Origin of the sequence: Corynebacterium sp. HMSC074C11, assembly GCF_001809455.1 — a bacterium.
GTDB lineage: Bacteria > Actinomycetota > Actinomycetes > Mycobacteriales > Mycobacteriaceae > Corynebacterium > Corynebacterium amycolatum.
In genome coordinates, this window is sequence record NZ_KV797740.1 from 30,613 (window position 1) to 46,732 (window position 16,120).

The 16,120-nt window shown below is 59.2% G+C and carries 15 protein-coding genes and 1 tRNA gene; 2 read left to right on the forward strand and 14 right to left on the reverse strand.

Annotated features, from left to right (window positions below):
- The 4 genes from HMPREF2614_RS08450 to HMPREF2614_RS08465 form a co-directional block, all read right to left on the reverse strand.
- Entirely contained in the window at window positions 1-579 is a 579-nt protein-coding gene (locus tag HMPREF2614_RS08450; RefSeq protein WP_048759123.1) for an RNA polymerase sigma factor, read from the reverse strand.
- A 108-nt stretch (window positions 580-687) separates the two neighbouring features.
- A complete protein-coding gene (locus HMPREF2614_RS08455; RefSeq protein WP_070560691.1) occupies window positions 688-2,118 on the reverse strand; it encodes an ABC transporter permease in 1,431 nt (476 codons plus the stop codon).
- Window positions 2,105-2,842, reverse strand: a complete 738-nt coding sequence (locus HMPREF2614_RS08460) for an ABC transporter ATP-binding protein (RefSeq protein WP_038627399.1) — start codon at window positions 2,840-2,842, stop codon at window positions 2,105-2,107. The genes HMPREF2614_RS08455 and HMPREF2614_RS08460 overlap by 14 nt, the downstream gene beginning before the upstream one ends.
- 9 nt (window positions 2,843-2,851) lie before the next feature.
- Window positions 2,852-3,961: an efflux RND transporter periplasmic adaptor subunit gene (locus HMPREF2614_RS08465; RefSeq protein ID WP_070560693.1), complete on the reverse strand. Its 1,110-nt coding sequence runs from the start codon at window positions 3,959-3,961 to the stop codon at window positions 2,852-2,854.
- A 359-nt stretch (window positions 3,962-4,320) separates the two neighbouring features.
- Here HMPREF2614_RS08465 and HMPREF2614_RS08470 point away from each other — a divergent pair, with 359 nt between their 5' ends.
- A complete protein-coding gene (locus HMPREF2614_RS08470; protein WP_070560695.1) occupies window positions 4,321-5,850 on the forward strand; it encodes a catalase in 1,530 nt (509 codons plus the stop codon).
- 156 nt (window positions 5,851-6,006) lie between these two features.
- Here the strand turns inward: HMPREF2614_RS08470 and HMPREF2614_RS08475 are convergent, their stop codons facing one another.
- The 10 genes from HMPREF2614_RS08475 to HMPREF2614_RS08520 form a co-directional block, all read right to left on the reverse strand.
- Window positions 6,007-6,363, reverse strand: a complete 357-nt coding sequence (locus HMPREF2614_RS08475; RefSeq protein ID WP_038627405.1) for a hypothetical protein — start codon at window positions 6,361-6,363, stop codon at window positions 6,007-6,009.
- Window positions 6,364-6,502: 139 nt separating this feature from the next.
- Window positions 6,503-6,802 carry a hypothetical protein gene (locus HMPREF2614_RS08480; protein WP_038627407.1) on the reverse strand — a complete coding sequence of 100 codons (300 nt, stop codon included), beginning with the start codon at window positions 6,800-6,802 and terminating at the stop codon, window positions 6,503-6,505.
- Between the two features lie 588 nt (window positions 6,803-7,390).
- Complete coding sequence (locus tag HMPREF2614_RS08485; RefSeq protein WP_016421914.1) at window positions 7,391-7,732, reverse strand: monovalent cation/H(+) antiporter subunit G; 342 nt, start codon at window positions 7,730-7,732, stop codon at window positions 7,391-7,393.
- 24 nt (window positions 7,733-7,756) lie between these two features.
- Window positions 7,757-8,047 carry a monovalent cation/H+ antiporter complex subunit F gene (locus HMPREF2614_RS08490; RefSeq protein ID WP_005511667.1) on the reverse strand — a complete coding sequence of 97 codons (291 nt, stop codon included), beginning with the start codon at window positions 8,045-8,047 and terminating at the stop codon, window positions 7,757-7,759.
- Complete coding sequence (locus HMPREF2614_RS08495) at window positions 8,044-8,526, reverse strand: Na+/H+ antiporter subunit E (RefSeq protein WP_070560698.1); 483 nt, start codon at window positions 8,524-8,526, stop codon at window positions 8,044-8,046. The genes HMPREF2614_RS08490 and HMPREF2614_RS08495 overlap by 4 nt, the downstream gene beginning before the upstream one ends.
- The gene (locus tag HMPREF2614_RS08500) at window positions 8,526-10,067 is read right to left on the reverse strand and encodes a monovalent cation/H+ antiporter subunit D family protein (RefSeq protein WP_070560986.1); all 1,542 of its coding nucleotides are present in this window, start codon (window positions 10,065-10,067) and stop codon (window positions 8,526-8,528) included. Before HMPREF2614_RS08500 ends, HMPREF2614_RS08495 begins: the two co-directional genes overlap by 1 nt.
- A gap of 23 nt (window positions 10,068-10,090) precedes the next feature.
- Entirely contained in the window at window positions 10,091-10,573 is a 483-nt protein-coding gene (locus tag HMPREF2614_RS08505; RefSeq protein WP_038627412.1) for a sodium:proton antiporter, read from the reverse strand.
- Window positions 10,570-13,755, reverse strand: a complete 3,186-nt coding sequence (locus tag HMPREF2614_RS08510; protein WP_083300218.1) for a DUF4040 family protein — start codon at window positions 13,753-13,755, stop codon at window positions 10,570-10,572. Before HMPREF2614_RS08510 ends, HMPREF2614_RS08505 begins: the two co-directional genes overlap by 4 nt.
- 519 nt (window positions 13,756-14,274) lie before the next feature.
- Window positions 14,275-14,351: transfer RNA gene (locus HMPREF2614_RS08515), tRNA-Pro, on the reverse strand.
- Between the two features lie 220 nt (window positions 14,352-14,571).
- The gene (locus tag HMPREF2614_RS08520) at window positions 14,572-15,507 is read right to left on the reverse strand and encodes a metallophosphoesterase (RefSeq protein WP_070560700.1); all 936 of its coding nucleotides are present in this window, start codon (window positions 15,505-15,507) and stop codon (window positions 14,572-14,574) included.
- Between the two features lie 39 nt (window positions 15,508-15,546).
- Here HMPREF2614_RS08520 and HMPREF2614_RS08525 point away from each other — a divergent pair, with 39 nt between their 5' ends.
- Window positions 15,547-16,008 (forward strand): GatB/YqeY domain-containing protein, encoded by a 462-nt coding sequence (locus tag HMPREF2614_RS08525; RefSeq protein WP_005511696.1) that lies wholly within the window; start codon window positions 15,547-15,549, stop codon window positions 16,006-16,008.
- Window positions 16,009-16,120 lie beyond the last annotated feature (112 nt).

Sequence of the window (16,120 nt, forward strand, 5' to 3'; positions counted from 1 at the left end):
CTAAACAGCTGCAGAGTCGCCGCTGGCACTGTCGCCGTCGTCAAGCGCGGCAACCAAATCGCGGCGCGCACGGGCGACGCGTGAGCGAATAGTGCCCACGCGACAACCTGCGATTTCCGCGGCCTCTGCGTAGGAGTAACCCAGCACCTGCGTCAGAATGAGTGCCTCGCGGCGTTCCTCCGGCAGCTGCTCCAGCAGCACGCGGGCATCAGCGAGCTCCGACCACGACTCGCCGGTCGTAAACTGCTCGGCAGCGTTTTCCACTTCCACCGCAGACTTCTTCGGCCGCGCCGAATCATGGCGAACCGAATCCACCCACACACGCCGGGCCAGGGACAACAGCCACGTGCGGGCAGAAGAACGCGCCGCAAAACGGGGGAGCGCCCCCATCACACGCAGATACGTCTCCTGCGTTAAATCATCCGCGGCATCAACGCCACCCAGATGTGCGACCAGACGCCACACGTCCTTCTGGGTCAGCCGTACGAACTCCGTCAGCGCAGCCTGATCACCACGACCGGCTTTCAGCGCCAGCTGCGTGATGTATTCGTCATTAGAGACGAGGCGTGCGGGAGTCATGGCAATAGCTTAGCAACTTAAAACCTAAAAATAATTCGCCTGGCTGCACGTGGCCTCACCTGCAAAAAGCAGGCGGCGACGCAGCCAGGCGAACGAGGGCTGAAAAAGCTAGAAGCGAATGGCGTCGATGGGCTTGACGCGGACTGCGATGGTGGCCGGGATAATACCCGCCAGCGCGCCCACGAACGTCGCGACCAACACGCCGATAACAGCGGCCGTGACAGGGTAGGCCACGGCGTCCGTCTCCAGCGGCAACGCCAGTATCTTATCCAGCGGCAGCTGCTTGACCGTGATGATCGATGCAATCACGCCAACCACGCCCGCCACCGTCGTGGCGACAATCGACTCCAAGAACACAGAGATAAAAATCCGGCCTGCCGACGCGCCCATTGCGCGACGAATACCAATCTCACGGACACGGTGGCCGATGGTGACAATCGAGACCGTGAGCAGGCCCAACGCGCCAAGCGCGATCACGATGCCGCCGATAATGCCCAGCGCCGTAGTGATGGTGTTATTCATTTCCTGGGAAATCTCCGTGTCCTTCTCCGACAGGGAGGTATTCACCTTCCAGCTGGGGCCGAGCTCTGCCTGGAAAATGTTGTGCAGCGCCTTCTGGTTCTCCTTCGCGGACTCTTCAGGCGTTGCGACGAGAAGTTGCGGCTCACCCACCGGACCCTCGTAGCCGGCATTGAGGAAGGAATCGTAGTGCGTGACAATGCTCGGGGCGTCCCACGATCCGAGGGACTTATACACTCCCACCACGGTGAAAGTGGTGTTACCCGTTTCCTTCAACGTGAAAGTGGGATGATCTGCCAGCGCAGGGTTGCCCAGGGTCTCGTAGAACTGGTCATTGACCACCACGGGGTTCATCAAACGCTGGCCATCGGCATCTTCCAAACGACGTCCCTGCACCATGGTGCGGGCGTAAATATCGAACCAGCCTGGGTCAGCGGCGATCAATTCGGGTGTGCCGGGCGCTAAGCACTCATAGTCATCCGGAGCACAGTCCTCCGAATTCTGAACAGGTGTCGCTGGCTGCATACGAACCCGCGACCACAAGTTGGCGTGAGTGGTCTCCACTAAGCGGTGAGCGGCAGTGGAAAAAGCGTCATTGACAGACCCGTCCGGGTTGATAACCCCCAGGTCATCCGGGCCATTTCCACCGGCTCCTTCACCGCCGAAGCTACCGAAGCTATCGGCCATTGTGCCGTTGGCACCGTCGCCGAAGCCGCCATCACCGAAGTCGCCGCCATCCTCAGAACCGGAACTACCTGCTCCGGCAGTCAACGTGACCGTGCCGGCGATGCCCGTGCTCTGTGCGGTTACCGCATCCTGGGAACTGGTGAGAATATTGCCAAGCGCAATGACTGTGGCCATCGCCCACACTGCCGCGGCCACACTGACCAGCGACAGCATGATGCGGCCACGGTTAATGCGCAGCTCATGCCACGCTTCCAGCAGAGCGCCGAGATAAGGCGTTGCCGCATAGAGGAAGGACGGCCGTGACTTCGATTCGGTTTCTTTATTCGTCGTCATCAGCAACCTCCTCGAAGCCGTGCATGGCGTTGGCGGCAGATAGCAGGACGGAGTCGGCGTGCAACTGACCGTCGCGAAGCTCAAGTGCCCGATCGCCGCGCTCGGCGACCTCTAAATCGTGCGTAATCACAATCAGCGCAGCATTGTTTTCCGTGGCGACTTCTTCGAGCAGATCCATGACGATCTTGCCGGTGTCGACATCGAGCGCACCAGTGGGCTCATCGGCAAGAATGAGCTGCGGTTGGCGCACGAGCGCACGGGCAATCGCCACACGCTGCTGTTCACCACCGGAAAGCTGCGAAGGCGTGGCCTCTAGGCGGTCTCCCAGACCGACGCGCTCCAGCATCGCGGCGGCGAGCTCGGTGCGATTCCAGAACTTCTCGCCTCGGTCGTACATCAGCGGAACCTCGACGTTCTCCAGCGTGGTGCGGGAGGGGAAGAGGTTGAACTGCTGGAAGACAAATCCTAAATTATCGCCCCGGAGCGCAGCGCGTTTCCTATCCGACAAGGTGGAAATATCAGTGCCGTCGAACGTGTACGTGCCAGAATCCGGCAAATCGAGCATGCCAATGATGTTCAGCAGCGTTGACTTACCCGAACCGGACTGGCCGACAATGCTGAGGTGCTCACCGCGTGGCACTTCGAGGTCGATGCCTTTCAAAATAGGCAGCTCCTCGCCGTTGGGGAGCGTCACTGTTCGAGTGACTGCGGTCAAACTAAGCATGGCGCGGGCCTACTTTTCAGAGCCAGCGTCATCGCCGGACTCGTCGAAGCCAGTGTCACTGCCTTCACCAGTGCCGGTGCCAGTGCCGTCGCCGCTGCCGTCGCCAGCGAACTCGTTCCTGTAGGAAGGCACATACTCCAAAACCTGCTGGCCTTCCTTCAGGCCACGCTTGATTTCAATGAAAGTGCCATCGTTGGCGCCCAGCTCGACCTTGATCTTGGTGGGCTTGCCGCCATCCTTAGCTGGAGCGTAGACAACACCTTCGCGGAAGCGTCCCTCCACGGCGGTCACTGGCAGTGCTGGAACCTCCGAGGTCGTGCCGCTGCCAAGAATCAGCGTTGCGGGAACACCTTCGTAGACGGTCTGATCTGCGGGAATATCGCAGCGCAGCTGTGGGCCGCCCGAGGAACTCCCCGCAGCGGCGGCACCCATGCCAGCACCCTCTCCGGCGCCGGTGTTCTGCGAGCCCGTGCCACTTCCCGTGACAGTCTTCACTGAATCACACAAAAATGGTGCCGGGCCATCGGTGATAGCGAGGCGGCCATTGTTAATCGAGTCTCCCAGCGTGTACAGCTGGCTCGGCTTAATAGGTGCTACGGCGTGGAAGCTATTCGGCGAAATGGTGCCAATTTCCTGGCCAATCTCGACCGTCTGGCCAATGACGATATCCCACTGCACAGTGCCAGAAGCCTTAGCGGTGATGTTTCCCCAGGTCACGGTAGTTTCGGGCGCGGCAGCTGCGGCGCTTTCATCATCGGAATCCGCGCTGCCGGAGGTGCTGGCATTCTCGGACACCGAGGTCTTCTTCACCTGGAGCAGGTTTTGGCCCTCTACGGCGTTGCCACCGCTGTTGACAAAGGCGTCAGTGATTTCACCAGACGCGTTGGCACGGATCACGGTGGGCTCATCCGGGACGATGGTGGCAGACAGTTTCTGCGTGTTATTGATCCGCTGAGGGGATAGCTCCGTGGTGGGTTGGGAGAAATCACCGGTTGCTTGCGCATAGTCCTCGTCGTTAGCGGGGAAGAATGCGATCTTGAGAAGCGCAATGGTCGCCAGCAACGCCAGCGTGTACTTGAAGACTGTGAGCGCTTTTGCGCCCCTCCCTTGTTTTTTCATGTCTGCAGAAGTATCCGATCAGAATCCAAATTGACAGCGTGGTACGCGAAAAATCCTACCCTCAACGCCTGCGGGCAGTGGTAGTGCTGGCTATACCTTTTATTCACTGCTGATAGGTATTGCTTGAAAGCGCAGTAAGTGCTTTTCGACGGTCATTGTGTGCGGTTTTCTTCGAGAAAAATCTGCCTTTTTTGGGTCGAGTGTTCGTCGCCGATATAGCGAACCTAATCGGACTAATAATTAAGTCCATATATCAATCCCAGAGGACTGATAGGCAAAATATGAAACTTCGTGTAGGGTGGAAAACGTCAGGGCATGTTGCGACTGACATCTAGCCCTCGTCTTTAGGAGGAAACCCCATGTCGAATCTCTATGAAGGCTCCAATGGTCCGACCACTCGTCTTAACGGCGCGCCGGTTCCTACAGAGCAGCATTCGCTAACAAACGGCCCGCAGGGAGGTATCAACCTCCACGACATCCACTTGCTGGAAAAACTCGCACACTTCAACCGTGAGCGCATCCCGGAGCGCGTTGTTCACGCTAAGGGCGCAGGTGCTTTCGGTGAGCTGACCATCACCGAGGATGTCTCCAAGTACACCAAGGCTGCCGTCTTCCAGCCGAACACTGTCACTCCGATGCTGGCGCGATTCTCCACTGTCGCTGGTGAGCAGGGCTCCCCGGATGGCTGGCGTGACGTGCGCGGTTTTTCGCTGAAGTTCTACACCGAAGAGGGCAACCTCGACATCGTGGGCAACAACACGCCGGTGTTCTTTATCCGCGATGGCATTAAGTTCCCGGACTTCATCCACTCTCAGAAGCGCCTGCCGGATACGGGTCTGCGCGATGCCAATATGCAGTGGGATTTCTGGACTGCCTCTCCGGAGTCCGCTCACCAGGTCACCTACTTGATGGGTGACCGTGGTATTCCGAAGGACTTCCGTCATATGGACGGCTTCGGTTCCCACACCTACCAGTGGATTAACGCTGAAGGTGAGCGCTTCTGGGTTAAGTACCACTTTAAGACTCGCCAGGGCTGGGACTTCCTGACGGATGATGAGGCCGCTGAGCTGGTAGGCGAAAACACGGATCACGCTCGCCAGGATCTCTTCGAGGCAATTGAGCGCGGCGACTACCCAACCTGGGACGTCAAGGTGCAGATTATGCCTTACGACGAGGCTGCCGGCTACAAGGTGAACCCGTTCGACCTGACCAAGACCTGGTCGCAGAAGGACTACCCGCTGATTCCGGTCGGTCACTTCACCCTGAACCGCAATCCGGGCAACTTCTTCGCCGAGATTGAGCAGGCCGCATTCGCGCCGTCGAATACCGTGCCGGGTGTCGGCTTCTCCCCGGATAAGATGCTGCTGGCTCGTGTGTTCTCCTACGCTGATGCGCACCGTTACCGTCTTGGTGTCAACCATGACCAGCTGCCGGTGAACCAGCCGCGCTGCCCAGTGAATTCCTTCTCGCAGGACGGCTACGGCACCTACCACTACGCTGACCCGAATCTGCCGGTTCATGGCTCCAACGCCGCCGGACGCGGCCCGGAGGCCGATACCGCGGCTGCGGCCAAGGCCGCTGGCTGCCCAGTCCGCTCCGGTCACGCGGGGCAGGTTGACGCTGGCACTTTTGGCCAGTGGGAAAGCGTGGGCGAAGAGTTCTACGCCGGCGCCTACGTGCAGCACCCTGAGGATGATGACTTCTCGCAGGCAGGCGATCTTGTCCGCAATGTGATGGACGATGCCGAGCGTGATCGCTTGGCAAACAACATCGTCGGTGCCATGCAGGGCGTTTCCCCAGAGGTGGAGCAGCGTGTCTACCAGTACTGGACCAACGTTGATTCCTGGCTCGGTGCTGAGGTGGAAAAGCGCTTCAAGGCAACGAAGTAAGTACGAAAAGCGTTAGCCCTGCAGGTGGTTTGACCAGCTGCAGGGCTAACGCTTTATTTAAAAATTCTGTCTGTGCATGACAGCCACGGGCTTTGTGGTTGCCTGCACGCCGACCCGTTTGGGGCGGCTAAGGAACAACCCTAAGTGTGAGCTGTTTTAGGCACCGATGCCCGGCATGCTCGGGGAGCCGTTGAAAATCGACTTCGGAGCAGCTGCGGCCTCGTCAGCCTCGTCAGCCTCTTCGGCGGACTCGGACACCTCTCGGCCCTGTTCGGCAGCGTCGGAGACACTATCAGCCTCAACACCACTGACGTGGGTGGAGTTGTCATTGTGTGTGGACTGATCGTTCGTGATGTTGATGTCCATGAAGTCGCGGCCGAACGGAGCGTTCCAGTCGCCGGTTTCCAGGAGGGTCAGATCACCATCGATGGTCGGGTTAATCTCGAAGGTGACGTTGACGGTCGGGCCGGAAGGCATTGCTTCCAGAACCTCAACGATAGGAGTGACGTCCATTTTTGGTGTTCCTTTAGACAGTAACGAAATGAAAAATATCGGTTTTAACTGAACAATAAACCGCAGTCTTTTTTAGAGACTCGCGGTTTATTGTGTCAAGGATTGGCAGAGTTATTGTCCTGCCATGAAGCCCGGGAGCTTACTTGCCGATGCCAGAAATGGTCGGGTTCAGGAAGTCGAAGTCCTTGGACTGGTCGACGTGGGTCTCCGGGTTCAGGAAGTCGGAAACCTCGGTGTCGTGGGAGTCGGTGGTGGAGTAGTCATCGTTGGAGGTGATGTCCAGGAAGTCGTTACCGAACGGCAGGTTCAGGTCGCCACCAACGTTAGCGAAGTTGATGTCGCCGCCAGCCAGCTGCTCGAAAGCCGGCAGCGGGCTCTCGACGGTGACGGCCGGAAGGGCTTCGAGGATGGTTGCGATATCTTCTGCAGAGCAGGACATGAGAAAATCCTTAGGTTCTCGGGGGTAAAGATTTTGAGTCGCTCTTGGCGATCTCACAGAAATTAAGTTAACCGATGGGCCAAGGGGCTGCAATGAAAAAATAGGTGGCTCGGTCCGCCTCCAGTTGGTTGTGTCCCCTGAAGCTCGCTCAAATCCATCTAAAAATATTGGAAAGAGGGCGGTTATGAGTCGGTCGGGACGGCCCCGGCCTCTGCCTGAATATCGGATGACAAAAGTGTTGTTTTCCTAATCTTTACCGGGATTGCATTGATTGTTTTGTTCTTGGTGTCACAAAGGTGCAGGCAAACGGCGAATTCATCAAAAATGATAACCAAGGGTTCCCTAACTAAGGGAAACCAAAGGTTAGTTAACGGCAAAAACTGCCACTCAATTTAGGGGCATAAACGGGGTTAACGAGCGACCCATATCCTATGAGAGGTACATCACATTGTGGGAGGCCAAAAGTGTGGGGAAACATACCCCCTTTTGGGTAGGGTGGGTGGCCCAAAGGGGGTCTTGGAGAGCACTGAGAGGCTGCTCTGAAACCGGCCGGAAGCAGCGTATGCGGGACGCTTCCCGTGCCGCTAGCTACCGCTCCGGCACGTAGTCCTCAGCGGAGCCATCACGGGCACCCAGCACCGCGCGTCCAAGTACCTCGGATGCGACAGTGGCGACGACCAGGACAGCAACAATGGCCAGAATGGCGGTGAGGGTTTTGCCCCACGTCAAATCGCCCTGGTCGGCCTCTAGGACCAAGTTGGCAATCACCAGTGCGGGGATGCCCACCATGATTCCGGCTGAAAGCTGGTTCAACCGGCTCAAGGCATCTTTAGAGCGCCACATGGCCACGCCCGCCAGGAGCAGGTACAAAGATCCGCCAATGACCAGCACGGCAAACAATATAGTTACAAGAATTGAAGCGATACTCATATTGCGATTCGTCCTTAATCGGTCTTAGCGGCGGCCACGGGAAATAACTCGGGCCAGGCCCACGGTCGACAGAATGCCAAGCAGACCCGCCAGCATTGCAATATCGAAAGTGATGGCCGTAGTCCGCAGCATGGCAGTTGTGAGGAACACTCCCACCATGGGGTAGAAGGCAGCGTCGGAAAGCACTGCGCGTGAGACATTGCCCTTGACCCGGAAGATCAGCACCACGCCCACAAGCAGCGCCACTGAACATAGAGCAATGCCAATGCCGCTGATTACCTGTACTGCGGTGGGATCGATCAATGTGTCATTCATGAGCGTGCTCCTTTGTCTTCGCCTTTGGAGGTAATGCCATCCGGCAGCGGCAGACCGTGGTCGACCTCAGCGGCAACGCCGACGACGGCATCCGGGTCAATGAACTGGTCTGCGTTGTACTCCTCGAAGACGAACGCCTTCGGGCGGGGGACATCGCGGAGGCTGGGAACGAGGTGCTCCTCCATGTCGTAGAGGGAGTCGTACAGCGCGTCCAGGTCGGCACCGAAGATTGCGTGGATGATAAACAACCGTCCCACATCGGTCTCACGGACACCGCAGACTAGCGTGCCAGGAGTCATGGTGATGGACTCGGCAAAGAGAGTGACCTCAAGGTCAGACGTCACACGCAGCGGCAGCCCAATGAGCACCGGCTGCTGCTTCTGGTGCGGGCGCAGCGTATCGCGCACCACGTCCGTCGCAGCCACAACAACCTGCCAGACCAGCCAGAGGGAATAGCGGATAACATGCAGGAACTTCATCAGTAAATACCTCCGATGGCGTTTTCAACCCCGCCGAGAGTGGCCTCGCGGTAGCCATCAATATTCAGCAGCGCATCAGCCGCACCGGTAGTCGCCCAAGTGACGGCACCGACCGCGACAAACATTGCCACAGAAACAATTGCCAGCATGGCGGACGGCGCAACCAGCGCGCCCGGAACGCGAACGGAATCGTCCACACCCTGCATGGGGCGGCCCCAGAAGACCGCGCGCCACAGCCGAATCATGGCCAGCAGCGAGCCCAGCGAGGCCACGATGATTGCGGTGATTGCAATAATCGAACGGGCATCGCCAGTAGCGGCAGAGGCAAAGACAATGCCCACCTTGCCCCACACACCGGAAAATGGCGGGAAACCAACAATGGAGAAGCTCATCGCCGCCATCACCCAAGCGACTGCTTGGTCGCGGCGGGCAAGCCCAGAAAGCCTGGAGAGCGTACCCGTACCGTAGGTCTCTTCCACCGCACCGGAGCCCAGGATGAGGGCACCGACAGTCACCATGTGGTGGATCGCGTAGAAAATACCCGCAGCCAGTGCTGCCTTGGCGTCCTGGCCGTCGTTAGCATCCGTGAACGCCAGCACAATCAGAATGAACGGCATACCCGTGACCATCTGGTAGGCGAGCACCTCACGCATGGTGTTCTCGGCGAGACCAGCAAACGCGCCAACCAGCATCGAGATCGCCATGATGATAATGATCGGCCAGTGCCAGGAGGGGTTCATGCCCACAATCACGACGTAGATGCGGAAGAGCATGTACACCGCCACCTTCGTATGCACCGCAGAGAACAGCGCCATCACCGCAGGGCTTGTCGACGGGTACGTCCTAGGCAACCACGTGTGCGCCGGAACCAAACCAGCCTTCACACACAGTGCGATGATGACAATGCCCAACGCGACCACACCCGTGCCGCCAGGGCCGCCCTTGCTGGCCATGTCGGCCAGCATTGCGATGTTCACATTGCCCGCCGAGCCGTAGATCAGCGCGACACCAATCAGCAACACCGTGGAGGTCAAGAGGTTGACCAGCACGAAGTTACGGCCAGCAGCCAGGCGGTGCCAGGTACCGGTGACCGCAATCAGGCCGTAGGAGGGCAGCAGCATGACCTCCATGAACACGAAGAAGTTGAACAGGTCGGCAGTCAGGAAAGCACCCGACATGCCGGACAGCATCATCAGCGTCAGGGAAGGGAAGAAACGAGAGGTGTTTTCACCCGCGACGTGGGCGAACCAGTTACCGATGGCAACCACAGCGGCAGCCACACCCAGCATCAGCATGGAGAACGTGTCCGCCAGGAAAGGAATCGAGATACCACCGGGGAACGCGCCCACGCCGTGGCCGACCGGGCCGTTTTCAGTGACGTAGAACATCACCCAAAATGCAGCCAGCGACGATAGGGCCGGAACGGCGATGCCCATCGTCGCGCGCATCCACAGCTTCGGCAGGATGGCTGTGACTGCCGACAAAATCAGCGGCAGTGCCGCAAACAGTGGCAGTAGCGAAGACAAAGTTGAAGGGGACATTGCAGAGGTCATTGCAGAGGCTTCTACCATTTCTCGTCACCGCCGAAAGGAGTCTCGCGCGGGAACTTGTTCGGAGCCGAAGAGACCCCTGGGGTACCGGTGACCGTGGAGTCCGAGTCCGCCGGAACATTCTTACCCGCACGACGACCAGCCGTCGACAGCTGTCGCATAGCCTCGCGATCCTCATGGATACGGGTATCGTCGTCACGGCCCAAACCAGCCAGTGCCAGCATGAACGCGGTCACAGCCATGGTGATCACGATGGCCGTCAGCACGAATGCCTGCGGCAACGGGTCAGCCATCTGCTCGGCAGCGCCAGCGCCCGCAGTGGCTTCGTTGCCCAGCAGCGGCTCGCCGCGCCAGGCGCCGACACCCGTGGACAAAATAATCAGGTTAGCGGCATGGGAAATCAGAGTCATACCGATAATGGTGCGCAGCATGCCGCGCTGTAGCACCAGGTACGTGCCACCGCCAGCGAGGACGGCAGCCATGATGGCGATAATCACTTCTTGGCCTCCTCAACGGTGGCATGAGCTGGGGCGGGAGCACTTTCCGCTTCTGAGGCGAACACGCCCATCTCCGGCGGCACCCGCAAGCTAGAGCGGTCTGAGTAGAGATCCTGCATCACATCGTCCGACCCGGTCACCCCAGGACGGTTCGGGCCGCCCAGGAGATTCAGTGCGGTCGCCACAATGCCGATGACGGCCAGGTACACGCCGACGTCGAAAAGCAATGCCGTGGTGAGGTGCTGGCCCAGGAACTCGCCGTACAGCGGTGCCAAGAACGACCCCTTGGCGAATCCGATGAAGCCCGTGACGATTGCTGTTATGACACCCGCAGCGCTGAGCGCCACCGGGGTCTTCTTGCCGAAGACCAGCTCGTCGCGGTCCTTGGACAGGTAAACCAGCATCACGGCGGCGGCACCAATCAGCGCCGCGTTGAAGCCGCCACCCGGGGCGGTACCGCCGCGGTAGAGAACCACGGCAGACAGGGCGAACAGAACCGGCGACAGCCAGCGGACCAGCCAGCGCATCATGATGGAGTTCAGAGCGGGCTCCGCAAGCGGGGAGGGCTGATCGAGCAGGTGCGGGAAGCGAGGCATCGACGTGACAACCGCTGCCATCGCGACGCCCGCCATACCGAGAACCGCCAGCTCACCCATGGTATCGAAAGCACGGAACTCAACCAGGATCACGTTGACAATATTGGTTTCGCCCGTGACCTTCTCAGTGTTGTCGATGTACCACTGCGCAACCTCAGGCAACTGACGACGGCCAGTGAGGAACCACACCGCGCCGAACGTAGCCAAGCCTACGGCAGCTGCCACGACCGCGGCGGAAGCCTGGCGGTTCTTTGAGGTCTCAGAGAACGCGCGAGGCTGGAAGCGCAGCACCAGCATCATCAGCACGACAGTCAGGATTTCCACCATGAACTGCGTCAATGCCACATCTGGTGCGCCCAGCAGGAGAATCTGCAACGTGACACCAACACCGGTGACGCTGAGCAGCACAGCCGCCTGTAGACGGTTCTTTGCCCGAAGCGTGGCCCACACACCAATCAGGACAACGACCAGCGGAATCAGATCGGTCAGGTGGTCGATGTCGTCGATCTTCGGTAGCACCGGAGCACCGCCGACACCCGGAGCGATTGCAATGACCAGGGCGTACACCGCGAGCAGACCAAGCAGCGGCAACAGGTGACGCGACGGCTGATGCGAACGCGCCATCTTCGCCAGCACGCGACCCACGCGCTGCGAGACGCTCAGCGACGCATTGATTGCCTCCACGCCAGTGAACGGGAAGAGCTTGCGGTCGGCCATGACAGCGCCTACGCGAGCGCGAGTGAAGATGAAGCCCACGCCGACAGCCAGCACAATCACAGAGATAATCAGCGGCACATTTATTCCGTGCCACAGGCTCAAGTGCGATTCCTGAGTCGTGCTAGCCGGAAGCTGACCGACCGTATCCGCCACGCGGTCCAACGGACGGTTCAAAATAGCGCCGGCAGCGAAGGCTGCAGGCAGGCTCAGCACGCCAGGGATGGCGGCCGGAAGCCACAGCGAAATCGGGGCCTCAGTGATGTGGTCAACGTTGCGCGGACCATCCACGAACGCACCGAACACCAAACGTGCCGAGTACGCGAAAGTACCAATCGCACCAATTGCCGCCACTGTCAGCAGGATGACCACGCCGGTGTTGGTCAAAGGTGCGCCCTCGAATGCGGTCAGCATGCCCTCCTTCGACATGAAGCCGAAAAACGGCGGAATTGCCGCCATCGATGCCGCACCGAAAATCATCGAGCCAAAGCTCCACGGCATCTGCTTCCACAGCGGACCCAAGCGACGAATGTCGCGCGTGCCCGCCTGGTGATCAACCACGCCAGCCATCATGAACAGCGAAGACTTAAACATCGCATGCGCAATGGTGTGCACAACCGCAGCCATAATGGCGAACTTCGTGCCCACACCAATCGTGGCGACAATCCAACCCAACTGCGAGACCGTCGAGTACGCAATCAGCTTCTTCAAGTCAGTCTGCTGCAACGCAAAGTAGGCCGTGGCAACAGCCGTCCACATACCCATGACAATCAGCAGCAACTGCCACACGCGCACGTCCGCGAAGACCGTGGAAAAACGCATCAGCAGGTAAACGCCCGCCTTGACGACGGCCGCTGCGTGCAAGAAAGCCGAGACGGGAGTTGCTGCCGCCATGGCCTCTGGAAGCCAGGCGTGGAAAGGGAACTGAGCTGCCTTCGTGAAAGCACCCAGGGCCACCAGCGCGGCAATGAGACTGCGTGCTGCCGGGTTGGCCTCCCACTCAGGCGAAGCCAAAACCTCGGTGAGGTTCGTGGAACCGGTCAGCCACACAGCACCGCCGAGGGCGGCCAGAAGCAGCAGGCCGCCGGTGAAGGTCAGCAGGAGTGTGCGCAACGAGCCCAACTCGCCCGACGAGCCCGACCTTGCAATGAGCAGGAACGACGCCATCGAGACCAGCTCCCACCCAATGAAGAGGAGCATGATGTCGTCGGCAAGCACGAGGAGCAAAACCGCCAGCATGAACGCCGTCATCAGGACGTAGAAGCTCATCGCGGACTTCTTAGGCGGCAAATACGCGGTGGAGTAGATGAAGACTATCGAGCCCACCAACAGCGCCAAGAAACTGAACACCATGGAGAGAGGATCGAGCTTCAGCGCAAACGCCGCGTTTAGCTCCGGGGACCAGACGCGGGACCAGGTGAAGGTGGTGCCGTCGAGGATATCGCCCGTTACACGTGAAAGCTGGACCACCGACGCGAGAAAAAACGCGACGATGGGCCAGCCTGCGTGACGACCAAGGAGCTTCACAAACAGTGGGGTCAGCGCCAGGGCAACCGCGACCAGCAGCGGGACCGAAAGGAGGGTCAGGCTGTCGGCGGAGACTTGGGCGGCTTGAGCTGCTTGGGTGGCTTGAGCTGCTTGGGCTGCGAGCGTTGTCGCGTGCTCTGCGGAGCTGCTTGCCTGGGCGGTAATAGTTGCCGGGGCAGAAATAGCTGCTGGGGCAGAAAGAACGGAATCTAAAGAATTCAATGTTGCCGATACGCCGCCGGACGCAAACTCAGAAGCCAATGTCTGGTCTGGTGGTGCGGTCGCCGACGGAGGACTGGCTGTAAAGGAGCTGGCTGATGCCAGAGCTGCTGCCAGGTGCGTCACTTGGGGGCTACTTTCACATTGCTGTTAAAAAAGTTCGTACCTCTACAGACTAACAGCCACGAAATTGCTCTACGCGGGGTGAAAGGGGCATTTGGGGGAGTGGGGTAAGGCTCTGTGGACCCGGTAGCGAAAAAATAGTGGAACGAGTGATGAACGGTGCGTCGGCGGGTGGGCATCTTCGCTACTTACGCCCAATCCGAGTTACTGACTGCGTTTATGTCAGGTGGCGTTGAGTCGATCCGAGTTACTGACTGCGTTTATGTCAAAAATGGTCCGAAAAATGGCCTGAAAGTGTCATAAACTCGCACAGTTTCACATTTGCAGCCCCGGAGTTTTCGGGCTGTCTGTTTTGCCACGTAATCCCGGGCTGTGGTGCTGCCGCAGTGGGGGGGGCTGGCCAGTCACTACCTTGAGAACCAGGCACGCTTTTTGTCTAGCGTCCCTGAACGGCGGCGGAAAGTAGCCAATGACAAAACCCTCCCTCACTTGGATAAATCCAGGTGAGAGAGGGTTTTTACTTGGTCGGGGTAGCGGGATTTGAACCCACGGCCTCTTCGTCCCGAACGAAGCGCGCTACCAAGCTGCGCCATACCCCGAGGCCGCAGACACGAACTGGGAACATATGTCTCAGTGCTGTGCTTGCGAGGACTTACTTTAGCCCGACGCTGAGCCAGAATGCAAAACGCCTGCTTAACGGGCTGCGGGGCCAAGCGTCGGTCTCTGTCGCACCCAACGGACTACGAACTACGAACCGCGCCCAACGAATTACGAACCGCACCCGTACGATCTACAAACTGCATCCCTGCGATCAACAAACTACGAATCCCGCTCCACAATCTCAATCAAGGTCGCGGATGGGTGGCAGAACAGGCGCACCGGGGCGTAGGGGGAAGTGCCAAGGCCATTGGAGACGTGCAGCCACGTCTTCTCGGTCCAGCGCGACAATCCCGAGGCCCGCGAGCGGTCGATACCGCAGTTGGTCACAATGGCCTTCCCTCCGGGCAGGCACACCTGGCCACCGTGGGTATGACCAGAAAGCACCAGGTCGTAGCCATCGTCCGCAAAAGCATCCAACACGTGGGGCTCCGGCGAGTGCGACAGGCCGATAGCGATGTCGGCATCCGCATTCGGGGCACCGGCGATCTGCGAATAATCCTCCAACTCGTGATGAGGGTCATCCACACCGGACAGTGCCACCTTCACTCCGCCCGCGACAAACTCCAGTCGGGCATGGGTGGCATCCTGCCAGCCGTGCTCGATAAACGCAGCGCGCATGCCGCGCCACGGTAGTTCGACACGTGAGGGCTTGCGCTTCTTGCCCGTCAGGTACTTCAGCGGATTTACGGGCCGCGGCGCGAAGTAGTCATTGGTGCCAAACACGAAGGCACCCGGACGGTTCAGTAGGGGGCCGAGCGCTGCGAGGACACTGGGAACGGCCTTGTCGCTGCCCAGGTTGTCGCCGGTATTAATCACCAGGTCAGGGTTCAGAGCATCGAGGCTGGCAACCCACTTCTGCTTCAACTTCTGGTCGGGGAGCATGTGGAAGTCGGAGACATGCAGAATCCGGAAAGACTCGCCCTCGCGCTTTCCCGCCCGGGCGAGTGTGCCGGGTGTCAGCACGGGAACTTGAACGCGGTGGAGTTTAAATGCGCGCAATTCGATTTGGTTCGCGTAGATGAACGTCGTCAAGCCGAGCGTGGCGATAGCTGCGGCAGACCGCAGAATTCGGTTGGAAAAAGCGCGCGATGTCATGACAGAGACACTATCAACTACAGCGGTAATCTAGGGCGTATGAGTGAACTGAAGAACACAATTGTCTCCGATATGACCGCCGCAATGAAGGCCCGCGACAAGGAAACCGTTGCGGCGCTGCGCATGCTGAAGGCCGCCATCCAGACCGAGGAGGTCTCCGGCTCCAAGCACGAGCTCACCGATGAAGAAGTGCTGCGTGTGATTGAGCGGGAGGTCAAGAAGCGTCGCGAGTCCGCTGAGATGTACGCCGAGAACGGCCGCCAGGAACTTGCCGACGCCGAGCTCGCCGAAGCAGAGGTTTTCGCCCGTTACCAGCCGGAACAGCTTGACGACGACGCTGTGAAGAACCTCGTCGCAGAATCCGTGGCCGAGGTTGCTGGCGATGACGCGCCGAGCATGAAGATTATGGGGCAGGTTATGAAGGTGGCAAAGGAAAAGGCCGCTGGCCAGGTCGATGGCAAGCGGCTCTCCGAGGCCGTTAAGGCTGCCCTGCAGGGCTAGCGCGACCTCTCGGGGTTCCTTCAGTGTTTCAGTGCCGCGGTGACTTTTAGCAAGTTGCCGCGGCCATTTTTTTAAACCGGCAGCTTCTAGAACCGTAGCTTCGATAACGGCA